The organism is Burkholderia sp. Ac-20344, from assembly GCF_017104975.1.
Taxonomy (GTDB): Bacteria; Pseudomonadota; Gammaproteobacteria; order Burkholderiales; family Burkholderiaceae; genus Burkholderia.
In genome coordinates this window covers 38,395-55,138 of record NZ_JAAGPP010000047.1, presented here as the reverse complement: position 1 = coordinate 55,138, position 16,744 = coordinate 38,395, and the positions used below count along the sequence as shown (strand labels likewise).

17 protein-coding genes and 2 pseudogenes are annotated in these 16,744 nt (G+C 60.7%); 11 read left to right on the top strand and 8 right to left on the bottom strand.

Going from position 1 to position 16,744, the window contains the following annotated elements:
• The 10 genes and pseudogenes from G3N64_RS17190 to G3N64_RS17150 form a co-directional block, all read left to right on the top strand.
• The coding region (locus G3N64_RS17190; RefSeq protein ID WP_205784712.1) for an IS3 family transposase at positions 1–99 on the top strand (99 nt) is incomplete at its 5' end.
• A 105-nt stretch (positions 100–204) separates the two neighbouring features.
• The gene (locus G3N64_RS17185; RefSeq protein ID WP_205784999.1) at positions 205–384 is read left to right on the top strand and encodes a hypothetical protein; all 180 of its coding nucleotides are present in this window, start codon (positions 205–207) and stop codon (positions 382–384) included.
• 591 nt (positions 385–975) lie between these two features.
• Positions 976–1,191, top strand: a pseudogene (locus G3N64_RS40220) (Tn3 family transposase); the annotation flags it as partial.
• A 395-nt stretch (positions 1,192–1,586) separates the two neighbouring features.
• Positions 1,587–2,660: an ATP-grasp domain-containing protein gene (locus tag G3N64_RS17175; RefSeq protein WP_205784998.1), complete on the top strand. Its 1,074-nt coding sequence runs from the start codon at positions 1,587–1,589 to the stop codon at positions 2,658–2,660.
• A gap of 13 nt (positions 2,661–2,673) precedes the next feature.
• Positions 2,674–3,474, top strand: a complete 801-nt coding sequence (locus G3N64_RS17170) for an amino acid racemase (protein WP_205784997.1) — start codon at positions 2,674–2,676, stop codon at positions 3,472–3,474.
• A 58-nt stretch (positions 3,475–3,532) separates the two neighbouring features.
• The gene (locus tag G3N64_RS17165) at positions 3,533–4,234 is read left to right on the top strand and encodes a hypothetical protein (RefSeq protein ID WP_205784996.1); all 702 of its coding nucleotides are present in this window, start codon (positions 3,533–3,535) and stop codon (positions 4,232–4,234) included.
• Between the two features lie 3 nt (positions 4,235–4,237).
• Positions 4,238–4,861, top strand: a complete 624-nt coding sequence (locus G3N64_RS17160; RefSeq protein WP_205784995.1) for a C39 family peptidase — start codon at positions 4,238–4,240, stop codon at positions 4,859–4,861.
• A gap of 418 nt (positions 4,862–5,279) precedes the next feature.
• A pseudogene (locus G3N64_RS39765) lies at positions 5,280–5,483 on the top strand (EmrA/EmrK family multidrug efflux transporter periplasmic adaptor subunit); the annotation flags it as partial.
• 211 nt (positions 5,484–5,694) lie between these two features.
• Positions 5,695–6,306 carry a PLP-dependent transferase gene (locus tag G3N64_RS17155; protein ID WP_241021031.1) on the top strand — a complete coding sequence of 204 codons (612 nt, stop codon included), beginning with the start codon at positions 5,695–5,697 and terminating at the stop codon, positions 6,304–6,306.
• Positions 6,307–6,381: 75 nt separating this feature from the next.
• Positions 6,382–7,113, top strand: coding sequence for an SDR family oxidoreductase (locus G3N64_RS17150; protein ID WP_205784993.1), 732 nt, complete (start codon positions 6,382–6,384; stop codon positions 7,111–7,113).
• 110 nt (positions 7,114–7,223) lie between these two features.
• Here the strand turns inward: G3N64_RS17150 and G3N64_RS17145 are convergent, their stop codons facing one another.
• The 8 genes from G3N64_RS17145 to G3N64_RS17110 form a co-directional block, all read right to left on the bottom strand.
• Positions 7,224–8,531 (bottom strand): sensor histidine kinase, encoded by a 1,308-nt coding sequence (locus G3N64_RS17145; RefSeq protein WP_241021038.1) that lies wholly within the window; start codon positions 8,529–8,531, stop codon positions 7,224–7,226.
• A gap of 37 nt (positions 8,532–8,568) precedes the next feature.
• On the bottom strand, positions 8,569–9,246 hold the full coding sequence (locus G3N64_RS17140) for a response regulator transcription factor (RefSeq protein ID WP_205785004.1): 678 nt from the start codon (positions 9,244–9,246) through the stop codon (positions 8,569–8,571).
• Entirely contained in the window at positions 9,243–10,550 is a 1,308-nt protein-coding gene (locus G3N64_RS17135) for an MFS transporter (protein WP_205784992.1), read from the bottom strand. The genes G3N64_RS17140 and G3N64_RS17135 overlap by 4 nt, the downstream gene beginning before the upstream one ends.
• Positions 10,551–10,642: 92 nt before the next feature.
• Positions 10,643–11,632: a quinone oxidoreductase gene (locus G3N64_RS17130; RefSeq protein WP_205784991.1), complete on the bottom strand. Its 990-nt coding sequence runs from the start codon at positions 11,630–11,632 to the stop codon at positions 10,643–10,645.
• Between the two features lie 50 nt (positions 11,633–11,682).
• On the bottom strand, positions 11,683–12,588 hold the full coding sequence (locus tag G3N64_RS17125) for an ABC transporter substrate-binding protein (protein ID WP_241021037.1): 906 nt from the start codon (positions 12,586–12,588) through the stop codon (positions 11,683–11,685).
• Between the two features lie 315 nt (positions 12,589–12,903).
• Entirely contained in the window at positions 12,904–13,647 is a 744-nt protein-coding gene (locus G3N64_RS17120) for an SDR family oxidoreductase (protein WP_205784989.1), read from the bottom strand.
• 66 nt (positions 13,648–13,713) lie between these two features.
• A complete protein-coding gene (locus tag G3N64_RS17115; protein WP_205784988.1) occupies positions 13,714–14,391 on the bottom strand; it encodes a DJ-1/PfpI family protein in 678 nt (225 codons plus the stop codon).
• Positions 14,392–14,577: 186 nt separating this feature from the next.
• Positions 14,578–15,537, bottom strand: a complete 960-nt coding sequence (locus G3N64_RS17110) for an aldo/keto reductase (protein ID WP_205784987.1) — start codon at positions 15,535–15,537, stop codon at positions 14,578–14,580.
• A 170-nt stretch (positions 15,538–15,707) separates the two neighbouring features.
• Here G3N64_RS17110 and G3N64_RS17105 point away from each other — a divergent pair, with 170 nt between their 5' ends.
• Positions 15,708–16,607 (top strand): AraC family transcriptional regulator, encoded by a 900-nt coding sequence (locus G3N64_RS17105; protein WP_205784986.1) that lies wholly within the window; start codon positions 15,708–15,710, stop codon positions 16,605–16,607.
• Positions 16,608–16,744: the final 137 nt, after the last annotated feature.

Genomic DNA, 16,744 nt, shown 5'->3' with positions numbered 1-16,744 from the left:
GATTCTTACATCCGCTGGTACAACGCCAAGCGGATTAAGATCTCGCTTGGCTCACTGAGTCCGCTCGAATACCGGGAGCGCCTCGGGCTCGCGGCATAAACCAGTCCAAGATTCTAGCCGCACCCCCTTTTGGCTACATAGAAATGTCCGCTTTCGGGCCGCGTAAGCTGTTCGGCCGCCGGGTGTCCGGCGCCGGAGGCTGCGATGGCTGCAACGGAGCGGATCACGATGACGATGCGCGAGCTGGACAGGTTCAAGGTCATTCAGGACGTGGCCGACGGCAAGCTCAAGCCGTGGCGTGCAGCGGAACGGCTGGAGTTGACGACACGGCAGATGTGCGACGGAAGCAATTCCGACCACTTCGGAGTCTGCGTAACGTATTGAATATAAAAAATTTCCATTGTTTGGTGGCCAAAGATGCTTCTTGGGCATTCGGAAGGAATCTCGATCACTTGCTATGCAAGGAGCAGCAATCTTGACCAATTCTTTGTATGGCGCCCCAAGTTGGCCAGTCGTTGACCACTCAGGCTTGAATGTAGCCACTCGTTGCCCGCCGAAATTTCTGGAGCATCGCTTTTGGAGTCTTAGCCTTATCCGTGCCGATCCGGCCTCCGACGCTCCCCTCGGCGTGTGTGATGCGCAGACAACTCAAAGCTATGTTGGTCCCGAGATCGCTGGCGCTGGCGGACAGATTCGCTACTAGCTGAACCGAGCGAAGTAGCTCTTGCAGCCCTCAGCGGTAGCCACGAGAGCAAAAATGAATGTGTGTCGGTTACATATAAAAAGGAAATGTGCCCTTCTCGAACGAAGGTGCTTAGACCATTTCCTCACTGAATTCTAGGGAAATCTGCGGATTGCAAGATTGCCCTAGAAATCGCGACCGCCAGCGAGCATTTTTGATTATCAGCCGTTGGTTTGCGTCGCATCGCGTTGTATTACATTTGCGAAATCGCCATGCCGAACTTGGGGGCACCCCTGCTCTACCACGAGTCGGATCTGCTGATCGATGAGCACTATACCGACACGGCCGGGTTCACCGATCACGTGTTCGGTTTATTCCCGTTCGAAGGGTCCGTGTTTGCACCGCGTATCGCTGATCTCCCCGACTACGTCTGGCATGCCAACAAGCGGGTTGCTCACGGGCGATTCCGGCCGCTGCGCTCCATCAAACCAGGCACTCCGCGGTCTTAGCGTAACAATCTGTCTCTTGAGGGTACCCCAAACCGACGGCTCAACCGTCACTTCTGCGACGCACTTCCTCAATCGGCCTGACGGTGGCGTCATTGCCCTGACGCATCGCCATCCGATTACACCTCCTTTCGAAAGAATTTAAGTGAGAATTATTCCATTGCAAATCAATATCGATGGAAAAATACATAAATCCCCGCATTCCTGTCAGGCTATTCGACGCTTAGTCCGATAAGCATCCACAATAAAAAACTATTTCCAAACCCGAAACAATCCTAAATCTTCAATTCTGCTAGACTCCGCCTGCATATATCCGTTCGCGCACCTTCCGTTCGGATTTCCATTATGCGAAAAGCCGTCTAACTCCATCTATATCACTGAAACCGTCGGAGGCTCCAATGTCGAGTCGTGCACGAATTTCGATTGTATTTGGCGGAAAGTCTGCAGAACATCGCGCATCTCTAGAATCGTTCCGTCACGTTGTCGGGGAGATTCATCAAGGTGAATCCATCGAGATTGACGAGATCTACTACGTGGATGTCGAAGGTCGCGTCACGATCAGGCCCTTCCGACCCGACTGCCCATTGAACGACTACATGCGGTCTAGTGAGCCCGTGCCTTACTGGGAAGCCCTCGGCAGGATGGCTAACGCCGGCACGTTTGTCCTGAATCTGTTGCACGGGAACTTCGGTGAAGACGGCCATGTTCAAGGTGCAGCGGCCATAACGTCGGTACCCGGAAGTTTTGGCCCCGTTCTCGCTGCAAGCCTGGCGATGAGCAAATACCACATGAATCAGTTTGTCTCCAGTACGCATCCGGAGGCAAAAATACCGGACACTCTCCTGCTGCATGAACGTGATCTTTCGGATGCTGGCCCCCATATCACCGATCGCTTTTCCGGAACCACAGTCGTCGTCAAGCCTAATTCGTTGGGGGCATCATTATTCACTCAACGCTATCTTGTCGATTTCGAAAATATTGCATCGATCAAAGCGAATCTTGAGCAGATATTCGAATATGACGCGCACGCCATTATTCAAGAGTATATTTCTGGCGCCGAGTATTCAGTTGGATGCATTCAGAATGGCGAATCTATCGACGCCTTGCCCGTCGTCCGCATCGAAACGGATGGTGCATTTTTCGGTCACGAACAAAAACATCGGATCGGAAAAGCAAACGAGATCGTTTTAACAGACGAATCGAAAATAATTCGGACTCTGAAGAATATGTCCGTCGACATATTCCGGTCCGTTGGCTTCAGAAACATGTGCCGATTCGATTTCATCGTTTCTCCGGATGACTCGATTTTCTTCCTCGAGGCCAATCCGATCCCGGGATTGATGCGCAACAGCATCTTCCCAAAGATGCTCGCGGCGTCCGATATCACCCTCGGCGAAGTAATTCTGCAGTTCCGTAGCAACCTTCTGTCGGAGAAGCTGCGAAAAAGCTTCGTCGACTATCAAATCGACTGATACGGAGGCAAACATGGAGAGAATCGGTCTGATAGGTGGGGTAAGCTGGGTTTCGACGATGGAATACTATCGCCGGCTGAATATGCGGGCACAGCAATCGGGAGGCTCGCATGTTTCCGCAGATATCGTCATGGTAAGCTTGAACTTCGAAGAAATCCTCGCACGGCAGAATGCCAACGATGGCGACGGCGAGTACGCGATTCTCGCCCGGGCGGCGGATGTCATTCAGCATGCAGGGGCACGGAAGCTACTGATCTGCTCAAACACCACAAGCAATACTTGCGACCGACTTCAGAACAGCTTCGAACTGGACATCGTCAATATTATCGACGCAACCCGATCGCACGTTCTGGACCACGGCTACAAGCGCGTCGGGCTATTGGGAACCCGATATGTGATGGAACGCGAGTTCTATCGAGAGCGCCTCGAATCGGCTGGCGTCGAAGTGGTGATACCCAACGCAGGCGACCGTGTAGTGATCCACAACATCATTTACCGCGAGCTGTGCCATGGAATCTTCTCCCAAGTATCGCGCGATATCTTCATGGGCGTCGTGAAGCACTTCGCGCTCTCCGGCGTTGAGGCCGTCATTCTGGGATGCACCGAGATTCCGCTTATCCTCCCGGATTTCAGCTTCCACGGTGGAATCGCCGTCATCGATTCCATCGACGTACATCTCGATTCGGCACTCGGCATATCGAACAACAGATCCACGATTGAGGACCGCGACAGTGAGCTCGGTACAGACCGAATTTTTTCTCGCAATCCTAGTGCTCGTCACCGTTCGGACGCTAGTGTTCAGGCGGGTCGTTAACGACGTCGATCCCGATGCCACTTCGCTATGCGTAGGTCTTGGCACGGTCGCGAGCTGCGTGACGTTGTGGTCGGCTCTGGCTGCATTCGGTCGTGCACCCACTCTTCATCCAAGCGCTGCAGGTATTGGTGCCGGCCTAATTAAGGGAGCGCTTCTCGCTGCGTTGATGGGAATGCAGCAACGTCTAATCGGGCGGAGCCTCTCGGCGACGACCTATACGTTTCCTATCGCAGTTGGACTCATCGCGATAGTCGAATCGTGGGCATTCGGTACACGCCTCACGCCTGGCAGTGTCGCCGCCGTCGCAATTCTTTTCGCGGCTGGGGTCGGCTTTGCCATGTTCGGCCATCTCGCTTCGATGAAAGCGGAAGACAAGCAGCGCTTTACCTGCATGATCGTGTTGGTCGTCGGATTCGCAGTCTGCGACAAGATCGGCATCCCTCGAACAGGCTGGCTCCCGTATCTCTTCTGGACCGGTATTGGTAATGTCCTCACGGCATGGCTGATCCGACGCAAGCTGTTCGGCATTCGCATCCCACCACTACTTTTCATCGGCGCAATCTGGGCAATACCCGAACTATTCTTCAATTTCTCGTTGCAGGAAAACTTACCCGTCGCTCTCGGCTACCTGGCGATTGCCTTGCGCGTTCCGTTGCTGTTGGGCGTTTCGGCCATTCTCTACGGTGAAGGCAAACTCCGGGAACAACTCGCGTTCGGCGCGGTTGCCGTCGTTGGCGTCGCGCTTCTGTTCATGGGATGACAAATGATCGAAGTGCCGTATTTTTCGCAGTGGGAATCCAGAACGCTGATCCGCCAATTTCTGTCGCTTGAACTGCGTTCTGAGGAAGATCCACTTTGGCGCAACTCGGGCGCCAGCAGTCCCGACGAATATGCTCAGTGGAGTCCTCATATCTGCGGCATAGCCTGCCTGAAGATGGTGCTGGCACATCGCACGACCCGGGTGATTCCGTTGCTCGAGCTCGTTCGTGAAGCCGTCACGCTCGGCGTCTATCAACCAGAGCTGGGAGAAAAAGGCAAACGCCTGCTCTATCGGCCGTTCGTACGCTGGATCAGCGAGCGCTTTCAAATTGAAGGCCGTGTTGTCGAACACACGGAATCATCCAGCATTGAACCCAAGCTGCGTGAAGGCCATATGCTCATGGCATCCGTTCATCCGGGCATTCGGCATACCGGATTTGAACCGCCCGCCCGCGGCGGACATCTCGTCCTAGTGCTCGGCGTCAATCCGGCGACCGACGAGTGGGTGTTCCACAATCCGTCGGGTTTCGAGCAGTGCACGCAAGAATACGTCGCGATGCAGCGAAGTACTTTCGATCGCTATTTCGCGAACCGCGGGATCTTGATCGCACCTGCAGTCTCCGCATAACGAGCGTTCCATGGCGGACGTTGGCAAAAATGGGGCGATGCTCACTCACCGCATCGAGCGCCCGCCGGACGCTTCCCGCACGTCGACGACGACAATGGTTGGCCGATCTATCTTGTCGCGTTGCGCGTGTGCCGGCCGTATGCGCACGCCCATGCCTCAAACCAGAGCTAACCGCGCATTCGCGTCGGCCACTCAAAACACTTCGGGGTCGAACGGTTCACCTAGCCAGGCTAGCAACTCGCGCCTGGCGTCGGTCATCCGGCCGGCATGCAACACGATCGCGAAGATAGCGGCATACCGCGCTCGCGAAGCAGCCAAGATGGATTTGGCTGACGGGCCGCACTGATACCAACCGGTACGTATATTTCGATGCGCTTCACCTTAGCGTACGTAAAAATCCGAATCTTGAGGGCACCCCGACACGCACGATGCGTCGGGCACGCAGTTGGGTGCCGCGAAAAACACTACGTACCGTACCGACGTTTTCGCAAAGTACGGTAGCGAAGCCGATGCGCAGATCCGCGACGTCATCGAGCAGAACAAGATTGCACCGCGCGTGGCATCTGACAAGCAGCTCGTTGCGGTTCCGTCAGCCGGCAAGACTGCACATCACGCCGGGTGATGCGGGCCGATCCATCACCGATCTGGGGCTTGCCGGCGTCGGGAACAAACGTATGCCGGTTATGCTCCCAGCCAGTATGGATCTACAGACACCTCCGTCGTTAGCGCGTGTGTTTCGATCGTGTAGAAACGGATGCGCCGGCCGTCAGGATCCTCGATCGCGAGAAGCCAGCCAAGGGCATCGGTGAGCACGGGCGAATGCACTATGCCAATTGCGTCGAAATGAGCAGCCTCACGAATCCGGTATCGATATCGTGGTGCATAGCGTGACGAAATACATCGGCGGTCACAACGACCTGATGGCCGGCTGCGTCACCGGATCGCGAGCCCTCGTCGAACGTATCTGGGACACCAGCTATACCACCGGCGCCGTGGGTGCGCCGTTCAATACCTGGCTTTCGCTGCGCGGCATCCGGACCCTCGGGCTGCGGATGAAACAGCACAATGCAAACGGTCAGACGATTGCGACCTGCCTCGAAGGGCATCCGGCGGTGAAGGCGGTCTACTATCCGGGCCTGGCGTCGCATCCGCAGCACGAACTGGCGAAACGCCAGATGAGCGGCTTCGGCGGCGTCGTGACGTTCGAGCTTCGGAACGGGTATGACGCGGCGCACCGCTTCATCGAGCGGCTGAAAATACCGACGCATTCGGACGGGCTGGGCGGCGTCAACTCCACGGTCCTGCAGCCTGCGTCGTTCTTCGGCAACCGGCTTTCCGAGGAACGGCTCGCGCAGATGGGGCTGAGCGTCGGCATGGTGCGGATCTGTTCAGGGATCGAAGAGACGGCGGACCTGATTGCCGACATCGAACAGGCGCTGGGGTGAGCGCCGGATGGGCACTCCTCGCGCACGAGACGTCATAAAACGACGACGATCAAACAACCCAGGAAGGACTCGCTGATGACCCACTCCCCCCGGATCGCACTCGTCACGGGCGCCAACAAGGGCATTGGACTGGAGATCGCACGGCAACTTGGCGTGGCCGGCGTCTCTGTCATTCTGGGTGTGCGTGATGCGCAACGAGCACGCGTCGCACTCGACGACCTGTCCTCACAAGGGCTCTCCGTGCAAGCCGTTCCCCTCGACCTCAATGACGAAGCGAGCATCGCCGCGGCAGCCGAAAGCATCCTGACGCAATACGGCAAACTGGATATCCTCGTCAACAACGCGGGCATCGTCGACGCGGCTGACGGACCACCCAGCACGGCCTCACCGGACGCTGCGAGGCGCATCCTGGAAACGAACTTCATTGGCACGCTGGCAGTCACGCAGGCGATGCTACCGTTGCTGCACAAGTCGCCAGCCGCGCGAATCGTCAACTTGTCCAGTGCGCTCGGCTCACTCACGCTGAACGGCGATCCGGCCTCTCCCTACTATGCAGCGCGTCTGATAGGTTACAACGCGTCCAAAGCGGCGCTCAACATGCTCACCGTACAACTTGCGGAAGAACTGAAAGGGACCGCGATCGCGGTGAATTCGGTGAGTCCGGGATATGTCAAGACTGACCTGACCGGCCACAAAGGATTCCTGACCGCTGAAGAGGCAGCAAAGCTTCCAGTCAAGTATGCGCTGCTCGGCGAAGATACCGTTTCCGGCACCCTTGTCGGATCGAACGGGGCGACGCCGTGGTGATCGATCGCGCGAACGGAGCAGGCCTGCCATTGGACTGCAAGCGTTGCTCCAATGCCCTTGGGGACGGGTTTCGCATGTCGCGAGATGTCCGTTCCCACGAGCCGTGCCGCTCAAGTCCATAGCGTTATACGCACCCTCGTTCCACGTCCTGCCGATGCCTCCGAGATCGAGATCGTTCCGCCATGCGCCCGGACGATTTCCCTTGCGATCGCAAGGCCGAGCCCGCTGCCCTCTTCTTCCGACAAGCGGAAAAACGGCTCGAACACACGCTCGCGCAATGCGTCCGGAATACCGGGGCCTTCGTCGGCGACATCGACATGAACCGCGGCATCCGCGCGACGCGCTTCGACGGTGACGCGCGTACGCTCGGGCGAATATCGGATCGCGTTGTCGATCAGATTCGACATCACGGCCGACAGGAGCGGCTCGCTGCCCGTCACGACAAGTGCATCGGCGAGCGAGACGACCAGCTCGATATCGCGACGCCTCGCCGCAAGCGCGAGCTTTTCCACCGCCGCCGTGACGACATCCTTCAGGTCGACGGCCTCCCCACCAAACGCGGTGTAATCGGCGGCTTCGGCCTGGGCGAGCATCAGCAACTGATTGATCAGCGCGACCATCGCGCGGTTGCTGTGATGCATCGCCGACAGTGTCTCGCGCACTTCGTCGAGCGTGCTCTGTCGGCGCGCGTATTGCAATTGCGATCCCAGCAGCGTCAGCGGCGTACGGATCTGGTGTGCGGCATCGGCGATGAAGCGTCGCTGCGTCGCCGTCTGACGCTCGATCACTTCCAGCGATGCGTTGAAAGCCGCCACCATCGGCTCCAGTTCGGCATGCAGATCCGTCGAGTCGACACGCGCCCGACTTCGCAGCGGGTCGGCCGTCAGGCCGCGGGCCAGCTTTTCGAGCGGCCGCAATTCAAACGCGAGACCTGCGCATATCAGCATCATCGCAACAGCAATGCTGCCGACGACATACATGATCTGGGGCTCCCACAGCGAAGTGATCAACGCATCGCGTGCGACGAGCGTACGCCCCACCGACACGACCACTTCAATCGTGCGACCCTCATCGAACATCGGCCGCGTGAGCGAGACGGCACGGATCGGGAACCCGGAAACGCGCGCGTCATACCACTGCGGCGAACTGCTCGGACGCGCACGCGGAAACTCGGAGGTGCCCGCGATCATCGCCCCCTCCGCGATTTCCACCCGATAGAACACTTGATCGCCGTCCGGCGTGCCGACGATCTGAATCGTGCTGGGGGACACCGACACGACCAGATCGCGGCCATTCCAGCGCACATCGGCCGCCATGACGCGCGCCGCCGCGAGCAGCGCCGCATCCTGAAGCAGATCCGCCGTGCGGCGTGCATTCGCATGCGTAATCCATGCGCTCAGCAGGCCGAACGCGGTCATCGGCACGATGAGCCAGACCAGCAGCCGCGCGCGCAGGCTACGTCTGCTGCGCTTCATGTTCCAGCAGATAACCGAGCCCGCGCAGTGTGATGATGGCGGCCGTGCTCTTTTCGAGCTTCTTCCGCAGTCGCGAGATATAAATCTCGATTGCGTCGCCGCTTGGAGGCGCATCGCGGTCGTCAACGGCTTTCGCGAGCAGCGACTTCGACACCGTGCGGCCGGTTTGCAGGATCAGCGCCTCGAGCACGGCGTGTTCGCGCGGCGTGAGCGTCATCATGTCGGCGCCGACGAAAAACTGCCGCCGGTCGATGTCGTACAGCAAGGTGCCGCAGCGAATCCGGTTGGAGCGCACCGGTGCATGGCGTCGCGCCAGCACCTTGATGCGCGCGACCAGTTCGCGATCGTCGAAGGGTTTGACGACGTAGTCGTCCGCGCCGTCGCTCAGGCAAATGACCTTTTCGCCGATATCGCCCGTGGCGGTCAGGACCAGCACGGGCGTATCGTTGGTATCGCCGCGCATCCGTCGCAGCACGGCCTTGCCCGACATGCCGGGCAGATTGAGGTCGAGCAGCACGACGTCGTAGCGCATGCCGGAGAGCGACGCCAGGGCCGCTTCGCCGTCGGGCACGTGATCGACGAGGAAGCCCTCGTCGAGCAGCGTTTTCGCGAGCCAGTGCGCCAGTTTGCGGTTATCTTCGACAAGCAGGAGCTTCATCGTTCCGGGACGCATTGCAGCCTGTGGCTGTTGCGGATCGTAGGTGACCAGTAGAGTACCAGCGTTGCCACCGCGCCACACAGCGCGGCGGCGCCCATCCATGCACCTGGCGCGGCCTTGTCTCCGGTGAAATGGATCAGGGATGTCGAGATGGCCGGCGTAAAGCCGCCCACCAGTGTCGCAAGACTGTAGGCCATGGAGAACCCCGTCGTGCGCACGTGCGCCGGCATCAACTCGGTCAGCGCGACGACCATTGCGCCGTTGTACCACGCATAGAGTGCGGAGAGCCACAGATCCACCAGCAGCAGGCGCTCGAACGACGGCGCGGCGACGAGCCAGCGCATGGCCGGATACGAAGTCAGGATCGTCAGTACGGTGAAAGCCAGCAGGACGGGCCGACGCCCGACACGATCCGACACGGCGCCCGAAATCGGTAGCCAGACGAGGTTCGACACGCCCACGCATACGGTCACGACAAGCGAATCGATCGACGACAGATGCAGCACGGTTTTGCCGAACGTGGGCGTATACGTGGTGATCAGATAGAACGACGCCGTGGTCATCACGACGAGCCCCATTCCCGCGAAAATCAGTCCGGCATTCTGCGCCATCGACAGCATGATCTCGCCCATGTGCGGATGATGCTTGCGCGTGGCGAACGCGTCGGTCTCGCGCAGCGTGCGGCGTATCAGGAACAGGAACGGCACGATCAGGCAGCCGATCAGGAACGGAATGCGCCATCCCCACATGCTGATGCTGGCGGGCGGGAGTGCCTGGTTCAGCACTACGCCGAGCGATGCAGCGAAGATCACCGCCACCTGCTGACTGCCCGACTGCCATGAGCAGAAGAAACCGCGCTTGCCGGGCGGTGCGATCTCGGCGAGATAGACCGACACGCCGCCGAGTTCGACGCCGGCGGAAAATCCCTGCAGCAATCGTCCGATCAGCACGATCGTCGGCGCGGCCAGTCCGATCGACGCATAGCCCGGCACAAAGGCCACGCAGGCGGTGCCGACGGCCATGAGCGCCAGCGACAGGATGAGCCCTTTTCGGCGCCCGTGACGATCCACGTAGGCACCCAGCACGAGTGCCCCGACAGGACGCATGACGAAGCCCGCGCCGAATACCGAAAGCGCAAGCAGCAACGAGACGAATTCGTTCTCCGCCGGGAAGAACGTGCGCGCGATGGCACTTGCGTAGTAGGCGTAGACAGTGAAGTCGTACATCTCCAGAAAATTGCCGCTGACCACGCGGAATACGGTGCGAAACAGCGATTCGGGACGGCTTGAGGCATCGTGCTTCATGAGTTCCTCTCAGGCTGAGGGACGAGTCGTGTCACCGGTGATGCATGCGCATCGCCGGACCAGAGTCTGCGTCGTGTGAATGTTCGGCGGGACTACCCGATGTCCATCACCGCCTTGCCCGACTGGCGGCGCTCCTCGAGGGCAGCATGCGCTTCCTCGACGTTGTCCAGCGTGTAGCGCCCGTTGATTTCGACGCGCAACGCACCCTGCGCGATGGCGGCGAACACGTCGTCGGCGCGGCGCTGCACGGTAATCGCGTCAGCGAGATGGTCGGCGAGCCGCGGGCGTGTCAGGAAAAGCGAGCCGGCTTCGCCGAGTTCGTAGGGATCGAGATCGCGGATCGGGCCGGTCACCGAGCCGTAGTTGACGACCAGCCCACGCACCCGGGTCGAGCGGAAGCTGTCGCGCAACGTAGTCTTGCCGACGGCATCGAACACCACGTCCACGCCCCGACCATCGGTCAATTCGCGGATGCGATCCGCGAAGCCGCCGTTCTCGTAGAGCAGGACATGATCCGCACCGCGCGCACGCGCGATCGCGGCCTTGTCGGCCGTGCTCGTCGTGGCGAACACCTCGATGCCGCGCCGCTTCGCGAGTTGCACCAGCAATTGGCCGATGCCGCCTGACGCAGCATGGACGAGACAGTTCATGCCGGGTTCGAGCTTCGCAACGTCGTCGAGCAGATAATGCGCAGTCGAACCCTGAAAAATCGCTGCTGCGGCGAGATCGTACGGAATGTCGTCCGGGATGCGTGCAAGCCGCGCGGCAGGGACGACTGCATACTGGGCGTACGCGCCCCAGACGATGCACCACGCGACGCGATCGCCAGCGCGCACGGATGTGACACCCGCCCCCACCTCCACGACCTCTCCCGCGCCCTCCATGCCAAGGGTGCACGGAATCCGCACGGGATAGGTGCGCGAATCGCGGTACTTCCCCTGTCGCGTATGAACGTCCATGAAGTTGATGCCGGCTGCAACCACACGCACCAGCACTTCGCCCACGCCCGGCTTCGGCACGTCGATATCCACCCGACGCAGCACTTCGGGGCCGCCGTATTCATGAATCTGAATGGCTCGCATGAGCATGTCTCCTTCGTTTGATCATGTTTGAACGAAATGCGCGTCTTGTCTTATCGGCGCGCATCGACGAAACGGTTGGTCCACGTGCGCGTCAAGTCAACGTGGTGCGGCATGACGTCGGCATCGACGTCGGCGACGATCGCGAGCACGGTCTGCGGCGCATCGGGCGCCATGCGCCCGGTGGACGAGAATGCCGGCTTCATGATGGTCAGCGCCTTATGGTAGGCGGCGCGGTCGCCGCCCTTGAGCGACTCGGGCACCGCCGCTTCGATATCGGCCTGGTCGTGCGTCTTGATGAAATCCAGCGCAGCCTGCACTGCGCGCACGAGACGCGCAGTCTCGTCGGGATGTGCGTCGATCCATTCCCTGCGCATGTAGATGCATGCGCCAACGTACGAGCCGCCCAGTTGCGCACGCGTGTCCGCTACACCGCGCAGGTCGATGACTGGTCGCACCACGGCGCGGGTCAACAGACGCGTCGCGGTCGGCTCCTCCGTCATGCCCGCATCGATGTCGCCCGAAGTCATCGCCCGCTCGAATGCAGCCTCGGCCGCGAGCGGTATCACCGTGTAGGCGTCGGACGCAAGACCCGCGCGCTTCGCGAGATATCGGGTCAGCACATAGGTTGACGAACCAAAACCGGTCACGCCCAGCCTGCGCCCTTTCGTGTCGGCCATCGTCCGGATGCCGTTGGAGGCGCTCGCCAATTCGATGACGCCCGCCGATTGTCCGAGCACGATCACCGATTGCACATCCATCCCTCGACTCTGAAGCGCGATGACGTGATCGTAGTAGCCGACCGCGCCCTCGATCGCGCCCGCGACGAGTTCAGTCGACACATCGATGCCCGACGGCAACGACATGATCCGCACATCGAGCCCTTCCCGACGAAAGTAGCCGAGCCGGTCCGCGAGGATCACCGGCAGATAGATCAGCTTGGCGGCACCGCCGGTCATCAGGCGGAGCGGTTGCGCGGGCGCTGCCTGGGCCGTGCACAGCACGAGCAGGCACACGAACGCACGGGACAACAGTCTTGCACCAAGCGACATCGAAAGGCTCCTGAGCATTGGCAAACGCCTCGGACGGCCGGCGTCACACTGTCAGGCAGTATAGAAAAACGTGCCCTTCTGAATGCTTTCTGTTCCGGGCGTGATTTCTACGTAGTTTCCCGGCATGAGGCTTCAACCCAATCGCCTGTAGACGCGGAAGCGATATCAAGGGCCATCCCGAGTACCCGTAGAACCACCGTACGGCATGGAGGAATTCATCCGTCAGATCTGCGAGATGCCGCCGTCGACGACCAGCTCGGTGCCCAGCATGTATCGAGACGCATCGCTCGCCAGAAAAAGTACCGCTTCGGCAATTTCGTCCGCGTCGCCCATCCGGCCCAGCGGCACCTGGGACGCCATCTGCTCCTTGAAGGCTGCCAACTGTTCCGGCGTGCGGTGACGGCTGATCAGCGGGGTGTCGATGCTGCCGGGACTGATCGCGTTGACGCGAATCGCGCGATCAAGGAGTTCACGGGACCAGCTGCGTGCCAGCGAACGAACGGCTGCCTTTGATGCGGCGAGCAGCGAGATACCCGGCCGGCCGACATGAATGATGAAGGAGGTCGTCAGGATCACCGATGCGCCTTCATTCAGGATCGGAGAGACGGCCTGCATCGAGAAGAAAACGCCCTTCACGTTGGTATCCATCATTTCGTCAAAGCGACGTTCGTCTGTCGTGGCGAGCGGTGTTCCATAAGCGATGCCGGCATTGGCGAAGAAGATATCCAGTCCTCCAAAGCGCTCGCCGATACGATGGCTCGCGGCCTGCATGTCCGCGATCGAATTCGCATCGGCAGCGAGAACCATGGCGTCGTCACCGAGAATCCTTTGAACCTGGTCGAATTTGCTCGTGTCGCGTCCGGTAACGGCAACACGTGCGCCTTCGCCGACGAACAATTTCGCCGTTGCAAGGCCAATGCCGCTGGTGCCGCCGGTGATCAGTGCGGTCTTTCCTGCAAGTCTCATACATTCATCCTCGACGTATTGACGCCGGATAGCGTCGGGAAAGCACGGTGAGCGGCAGATCGCGCGCTAGGCGCGGGAATGTTCGGCGACCGCCCCGATACGCCCTTCGGCGTCCGCGAGCGTACGCGCCATTCGGCCGAAAACCGCCTCGCGAACGTGTGACGGCGCGGCTTCGGGCAGGCCCGCATTGAAGGGCGGCTCGGGCGCATACTCCAGCAGGAGTTGAATCGACTGGGCGGTATCCGCACCGTGTAATTCCGCGACCAGTGCCAGCGCAAAATCAATTCCTGCCGTGACGCCGCCACCCGTGATGACGTTGCCGTCTCGAACGACGCGCCCGTCATCGGGCGTCGCACCAAAGAGCGTCAGCATATGGCGCCACGCCCAGTGAGAGGCTGCCCGACGACCAGTCAGAAGTCCTGCCGCGGCAAGGATGAGCGACCCCGTGCAGACAGACGTCACATGTTCCGAGAGAGCGCCGAGCCGCCGGATGGTCGCCAGGAAGCGCTTGTTTTCGATTGCAGGGACGCAACCCGCGCCCCCGGGAACGCACAGGATGTCGCATCGCTCGATTGCTTCGAGATCGGCGAGCGCGGCGAAGGTCAACCCGTGCGACTTGATTGGCACGCCGTCGAGCGACGCGACGATGATGTCAGTATCCGGAAGCATGCTCAGAATCTGATGCGGCCCGGTGAAATCGAGGTGCGTAACACCCTCGTAGAGCGGGATGACTACCGTGGTCATGTGCGCTTTCCTTTGGCTTCAGGTTCTCCAAGTAGCATTCATGGTGGCGCTAGCCACAAATCGCGTAAAGGACGTAGATCCCTTGAAATCCGCCATCGCGCACACCATCGGCTTCTTCGTTTACCCCGGGTCACCCGATCCTCGATCTGACCGGAACGGAAGGCCGAGAACCGGGACAACGAAGCGTCAGACCTGCATCTCGTGTTCCCACCAGCCGCGGGTGTTCACGTCAGCAGCGTCGGCGAGCGCTTCGAGCTCGGCGATTTCATCGGCGGCAAGCGTGATGCTGCTGGCTCGAACCAGGCCATCGACATGATCGGGCTGGGTCACGCCGATGATCGGTGTCGTTCCCTTGGCGATCGCCCAGGCCACCGCGACATCAGGCGCTGCCGCACCCCGCTTCCGACCAATCGCGGCGAGCGTGTCCGTCAGCGCTTTCAGCCGAGGCAGCAGGCGATTGTATGTTTCCGCCCGGTTGCTGCCTTCCGGCAAAGGATGCGCCGGACCGTACTTGCCACTCAGCGCGCCCTGCTCAAGCACCATATAGGCGAAGAACGGGATGCCGCGATTGCGGCAATAGTCCAGGACGCCGGCGCGCTCGGAACCGCGGCAAAGGAGACTGTAGTGGTTCTGGATGGCGTCGACCCGAAACCCGGCTTCGCCGAGAATCAGGTCGGCGTGTTCGATTTCACTCAGGTTGTGATTCGAGACGCCGACATGTTTGACCTTCCCGCTCTTCAGCAACGGAATCAGGTGCGGCGTCCACCGCGCCACGCCTGCCGGATTGTGAATCCAGTAGAGGTCGATGTAATCAGTCCCTAGGCGGGCCAGACTCTGCTCCAGCATGTCCGCCACCGGATCGGCGCCGGTTCCCGCAGCCTGCGGCGTGAATTTCGTGGAAAGCCGGTAGTCGCTGCGCGCGAAGCGCTTCAGCACGTCGCCGAGTACGGTTTCTGAACGGCCCATGCCGTACACCATGGCGGTGTCCCAGAGGCTGAATCCGGCCGCATGGGCCTTGTCGGCGACCGCTTCCAGGCCAGCCCGCGTGAGGCTGCTGCCGAAGTAGCCATTGCCCGCCTCGCCGCTGTCGCCCCAGGCCCACGTGCCCAGTGCAATCGTGGGGGTTTTCGGATTGTCGGTTGTCATGTGCGTTCCCTATTCGTTTCACGACCGGGTTTGCCGTGCCCCGGCTGCCGCTCACACTGTGATGCGCGGCGGCGCCGAACCGTTAGCCTGATATCCCGAAATAGCTGCACGATCCTCCGGAAACGGGTTCGCATTGCAGCCCTCCCGCGTCGCATGCGATAGTCGGCTGCATGGAAACCTTGACCGAAATCGCTTCCGTGATTGCCCGGCACGTGTCGATGGACGGCTTCCAGGCCACCCCGATCGAGCGCATGACGCTCGTTCGATCCTCGACGGTGACGATGCCGATGCCGAATGTTTACCGGCCGCAACTCTGTCTCGTCGCGCAGGGACACAAGGTGGTCACGCTGGGCGACCGCGTCCTCGAATATGCACCAGGGCGCTACGGAGTCGTGACCTACGATCTGCCGGCAACCGGCCGCGTGGTCGATGCGACGCCCGACAAACCCTACCTGTGCCTGTACCTCGATTTCGATCCGGTCATGCTGGCGGATCTGGCGCTGCGCGTGCCACCGCCACCGGACGCGCCCTCCCCGCCCATCGGCAAGACGGTGTCCGACGCCGGCGCCGGTCTGCTCGATGCGGCGCTACGCCTGCTGCGCCTGCTCGACAATCCGGCGGCGCTGCCCGTGCTCGGACCGCTTGCCGAGCAGGAAATCCTCTATCACCTGCTCGCCGGTCCCGACGGCGCCAGGATGCGCCACATCACCGCCAGCCAGGGTCGGGTGGCTCAGGTCGGTCGCGCCATCGCATGGCTCGGCAAGCATTTCCGGGAACGGTTCAGCATCGAGCGGCTTGCCGCGGAGGCGGGCATGAGCCCGTCGAGCCTGCACGAGCATTTTCGCGCCGTGACGGCGATGACGCCGTTGCAGTTTCAGAAGCAGCTCAGGCTGCAGAACGCGCGCAGCCTGATGCTGGTCCACGACATCGACGTCACGACCGCCGCCTTGCGCGTGGGTTACGAGAGCGCGTCGCAATTCAGTCGCGAATATCGCCGCCACTTTGGAGAATCGCCGGCACGCGACATCACTCGCTTGCGCGCATCGGCGGATTCGGCAAGGATCACTTGAGCCGGCCGCCCGGCCGACCTCGCTGCGTGCCGGGCACCGAGCAGCATGGGAATGGCGCGCCGCAAGGCAGGACGATCGCGCCGGCGAATTCATGTGCCGCACGCACGAATTGACAGCCCCCATCGGCACGCCGAAAC

Excerpts from the sequence above, each read along its gene's own strand:
- G3N64_RS17110 (WP_205784987.1), bottom strand. The coding sequence starts at position 15,537 with ATGACAACCGACAATCCGAAAACCCCCACGATTGCACTGGGCACGTGG.
- G3N64_RS17115 (WP_205784988.1), bottom strand. The coding sequence starts at position 14,391 with ATGACCACGGTAGTCATCCCGCTCTACGAGGGTGTTACGCACCTCGAT.
- G3N64_RS17150 (WP_205784993.1), top strand. The coding sequence starts at position 6,382 with ATGACCCACTCCCCCCGGATCGCACTCGTCACGGGCGCCAACAAGGGC.
- G3N64_RS17130 (WP_205784991.1), bottom strand. The coding sequence starts at position 11,632 with ATGCGAGCCATTCAGATTCATGAATACGGCGGCCCCGAAGTGCTGCGT.
- G3N64_RS17120 (WP_205784989.1), bottom strand. The coding sequence starts at position 13,647 with ATGAGACTTGCAGGAAAGACCGCACTGATCACCGGCGGCACCAGCGGC.
- G3N64_RS17185 (WP_205784999.1), top strand. The coding sequence starts at position 205 with ATGGCTGCAACGGAGCGGATCACGATGACGATGCGCGAGCTGGACAGG.
- G3N64_RS17145 (WP_241021038.1), bottom strand. The coding sequence starts at position 8,531 with ATGACCGCGTTCGGCCTGCTGAGCGCATGGATTACGCATGCGAATGCA.
- G3N64_RS17105 (WP_205784986.1), top strand. The coding sequence starts at position 15,708 with ATGGAAACCTTGACCGAAATCGCTTCCGTGATTGCCCGGCACGTGTCG.
- G3N64_RS17170 (WP_205784997.1), top strand. The coding sequence starts at position 2,674 with ATGGAGAGAATCGGTCTGATAGGTGGGGTAAGCTGGGTTTCGACGATG.
- G3N64_RS17135 (WP_205784992.1), bottom strand. The coding sequence starts at position 10,550 with ATGAAGCACGATGCCTCAAGCCGTCCCGAATCGCTGTTTCGCACCGTA.
- G3N64_RS17125 (WP_241021037.1), bottom strand. The coding sequence starts at position 12,588 with ATGACCGGCGGTGCCGCCAAGCTGATCTATCTGCCGGTGATCCTCGCG.
- G3N64_RS17160 (WP_205784995.1), top strand. The coding sequence starts at position 4,238 with ATGATCGAAGTGCCGTATTTTTCGCAGTGGGAATCCAGAACGCTGATC.
- G3N64_RS17140 (WP_205785004.1), bottom strand. The coding sequence starts at position 9,246 with ATGAAGCTCCTGCTTGTCGAAGATAACCGCAAACTGGCGCACTGGCTC.
- G3N64_RS17175 (WP_205784998.1), top strand. The coding sequence starts at position 1,587 with ATGTCGAGTCGTGCACGAATTTCGATTGTATTTGGCGGAAAGTCTGCA.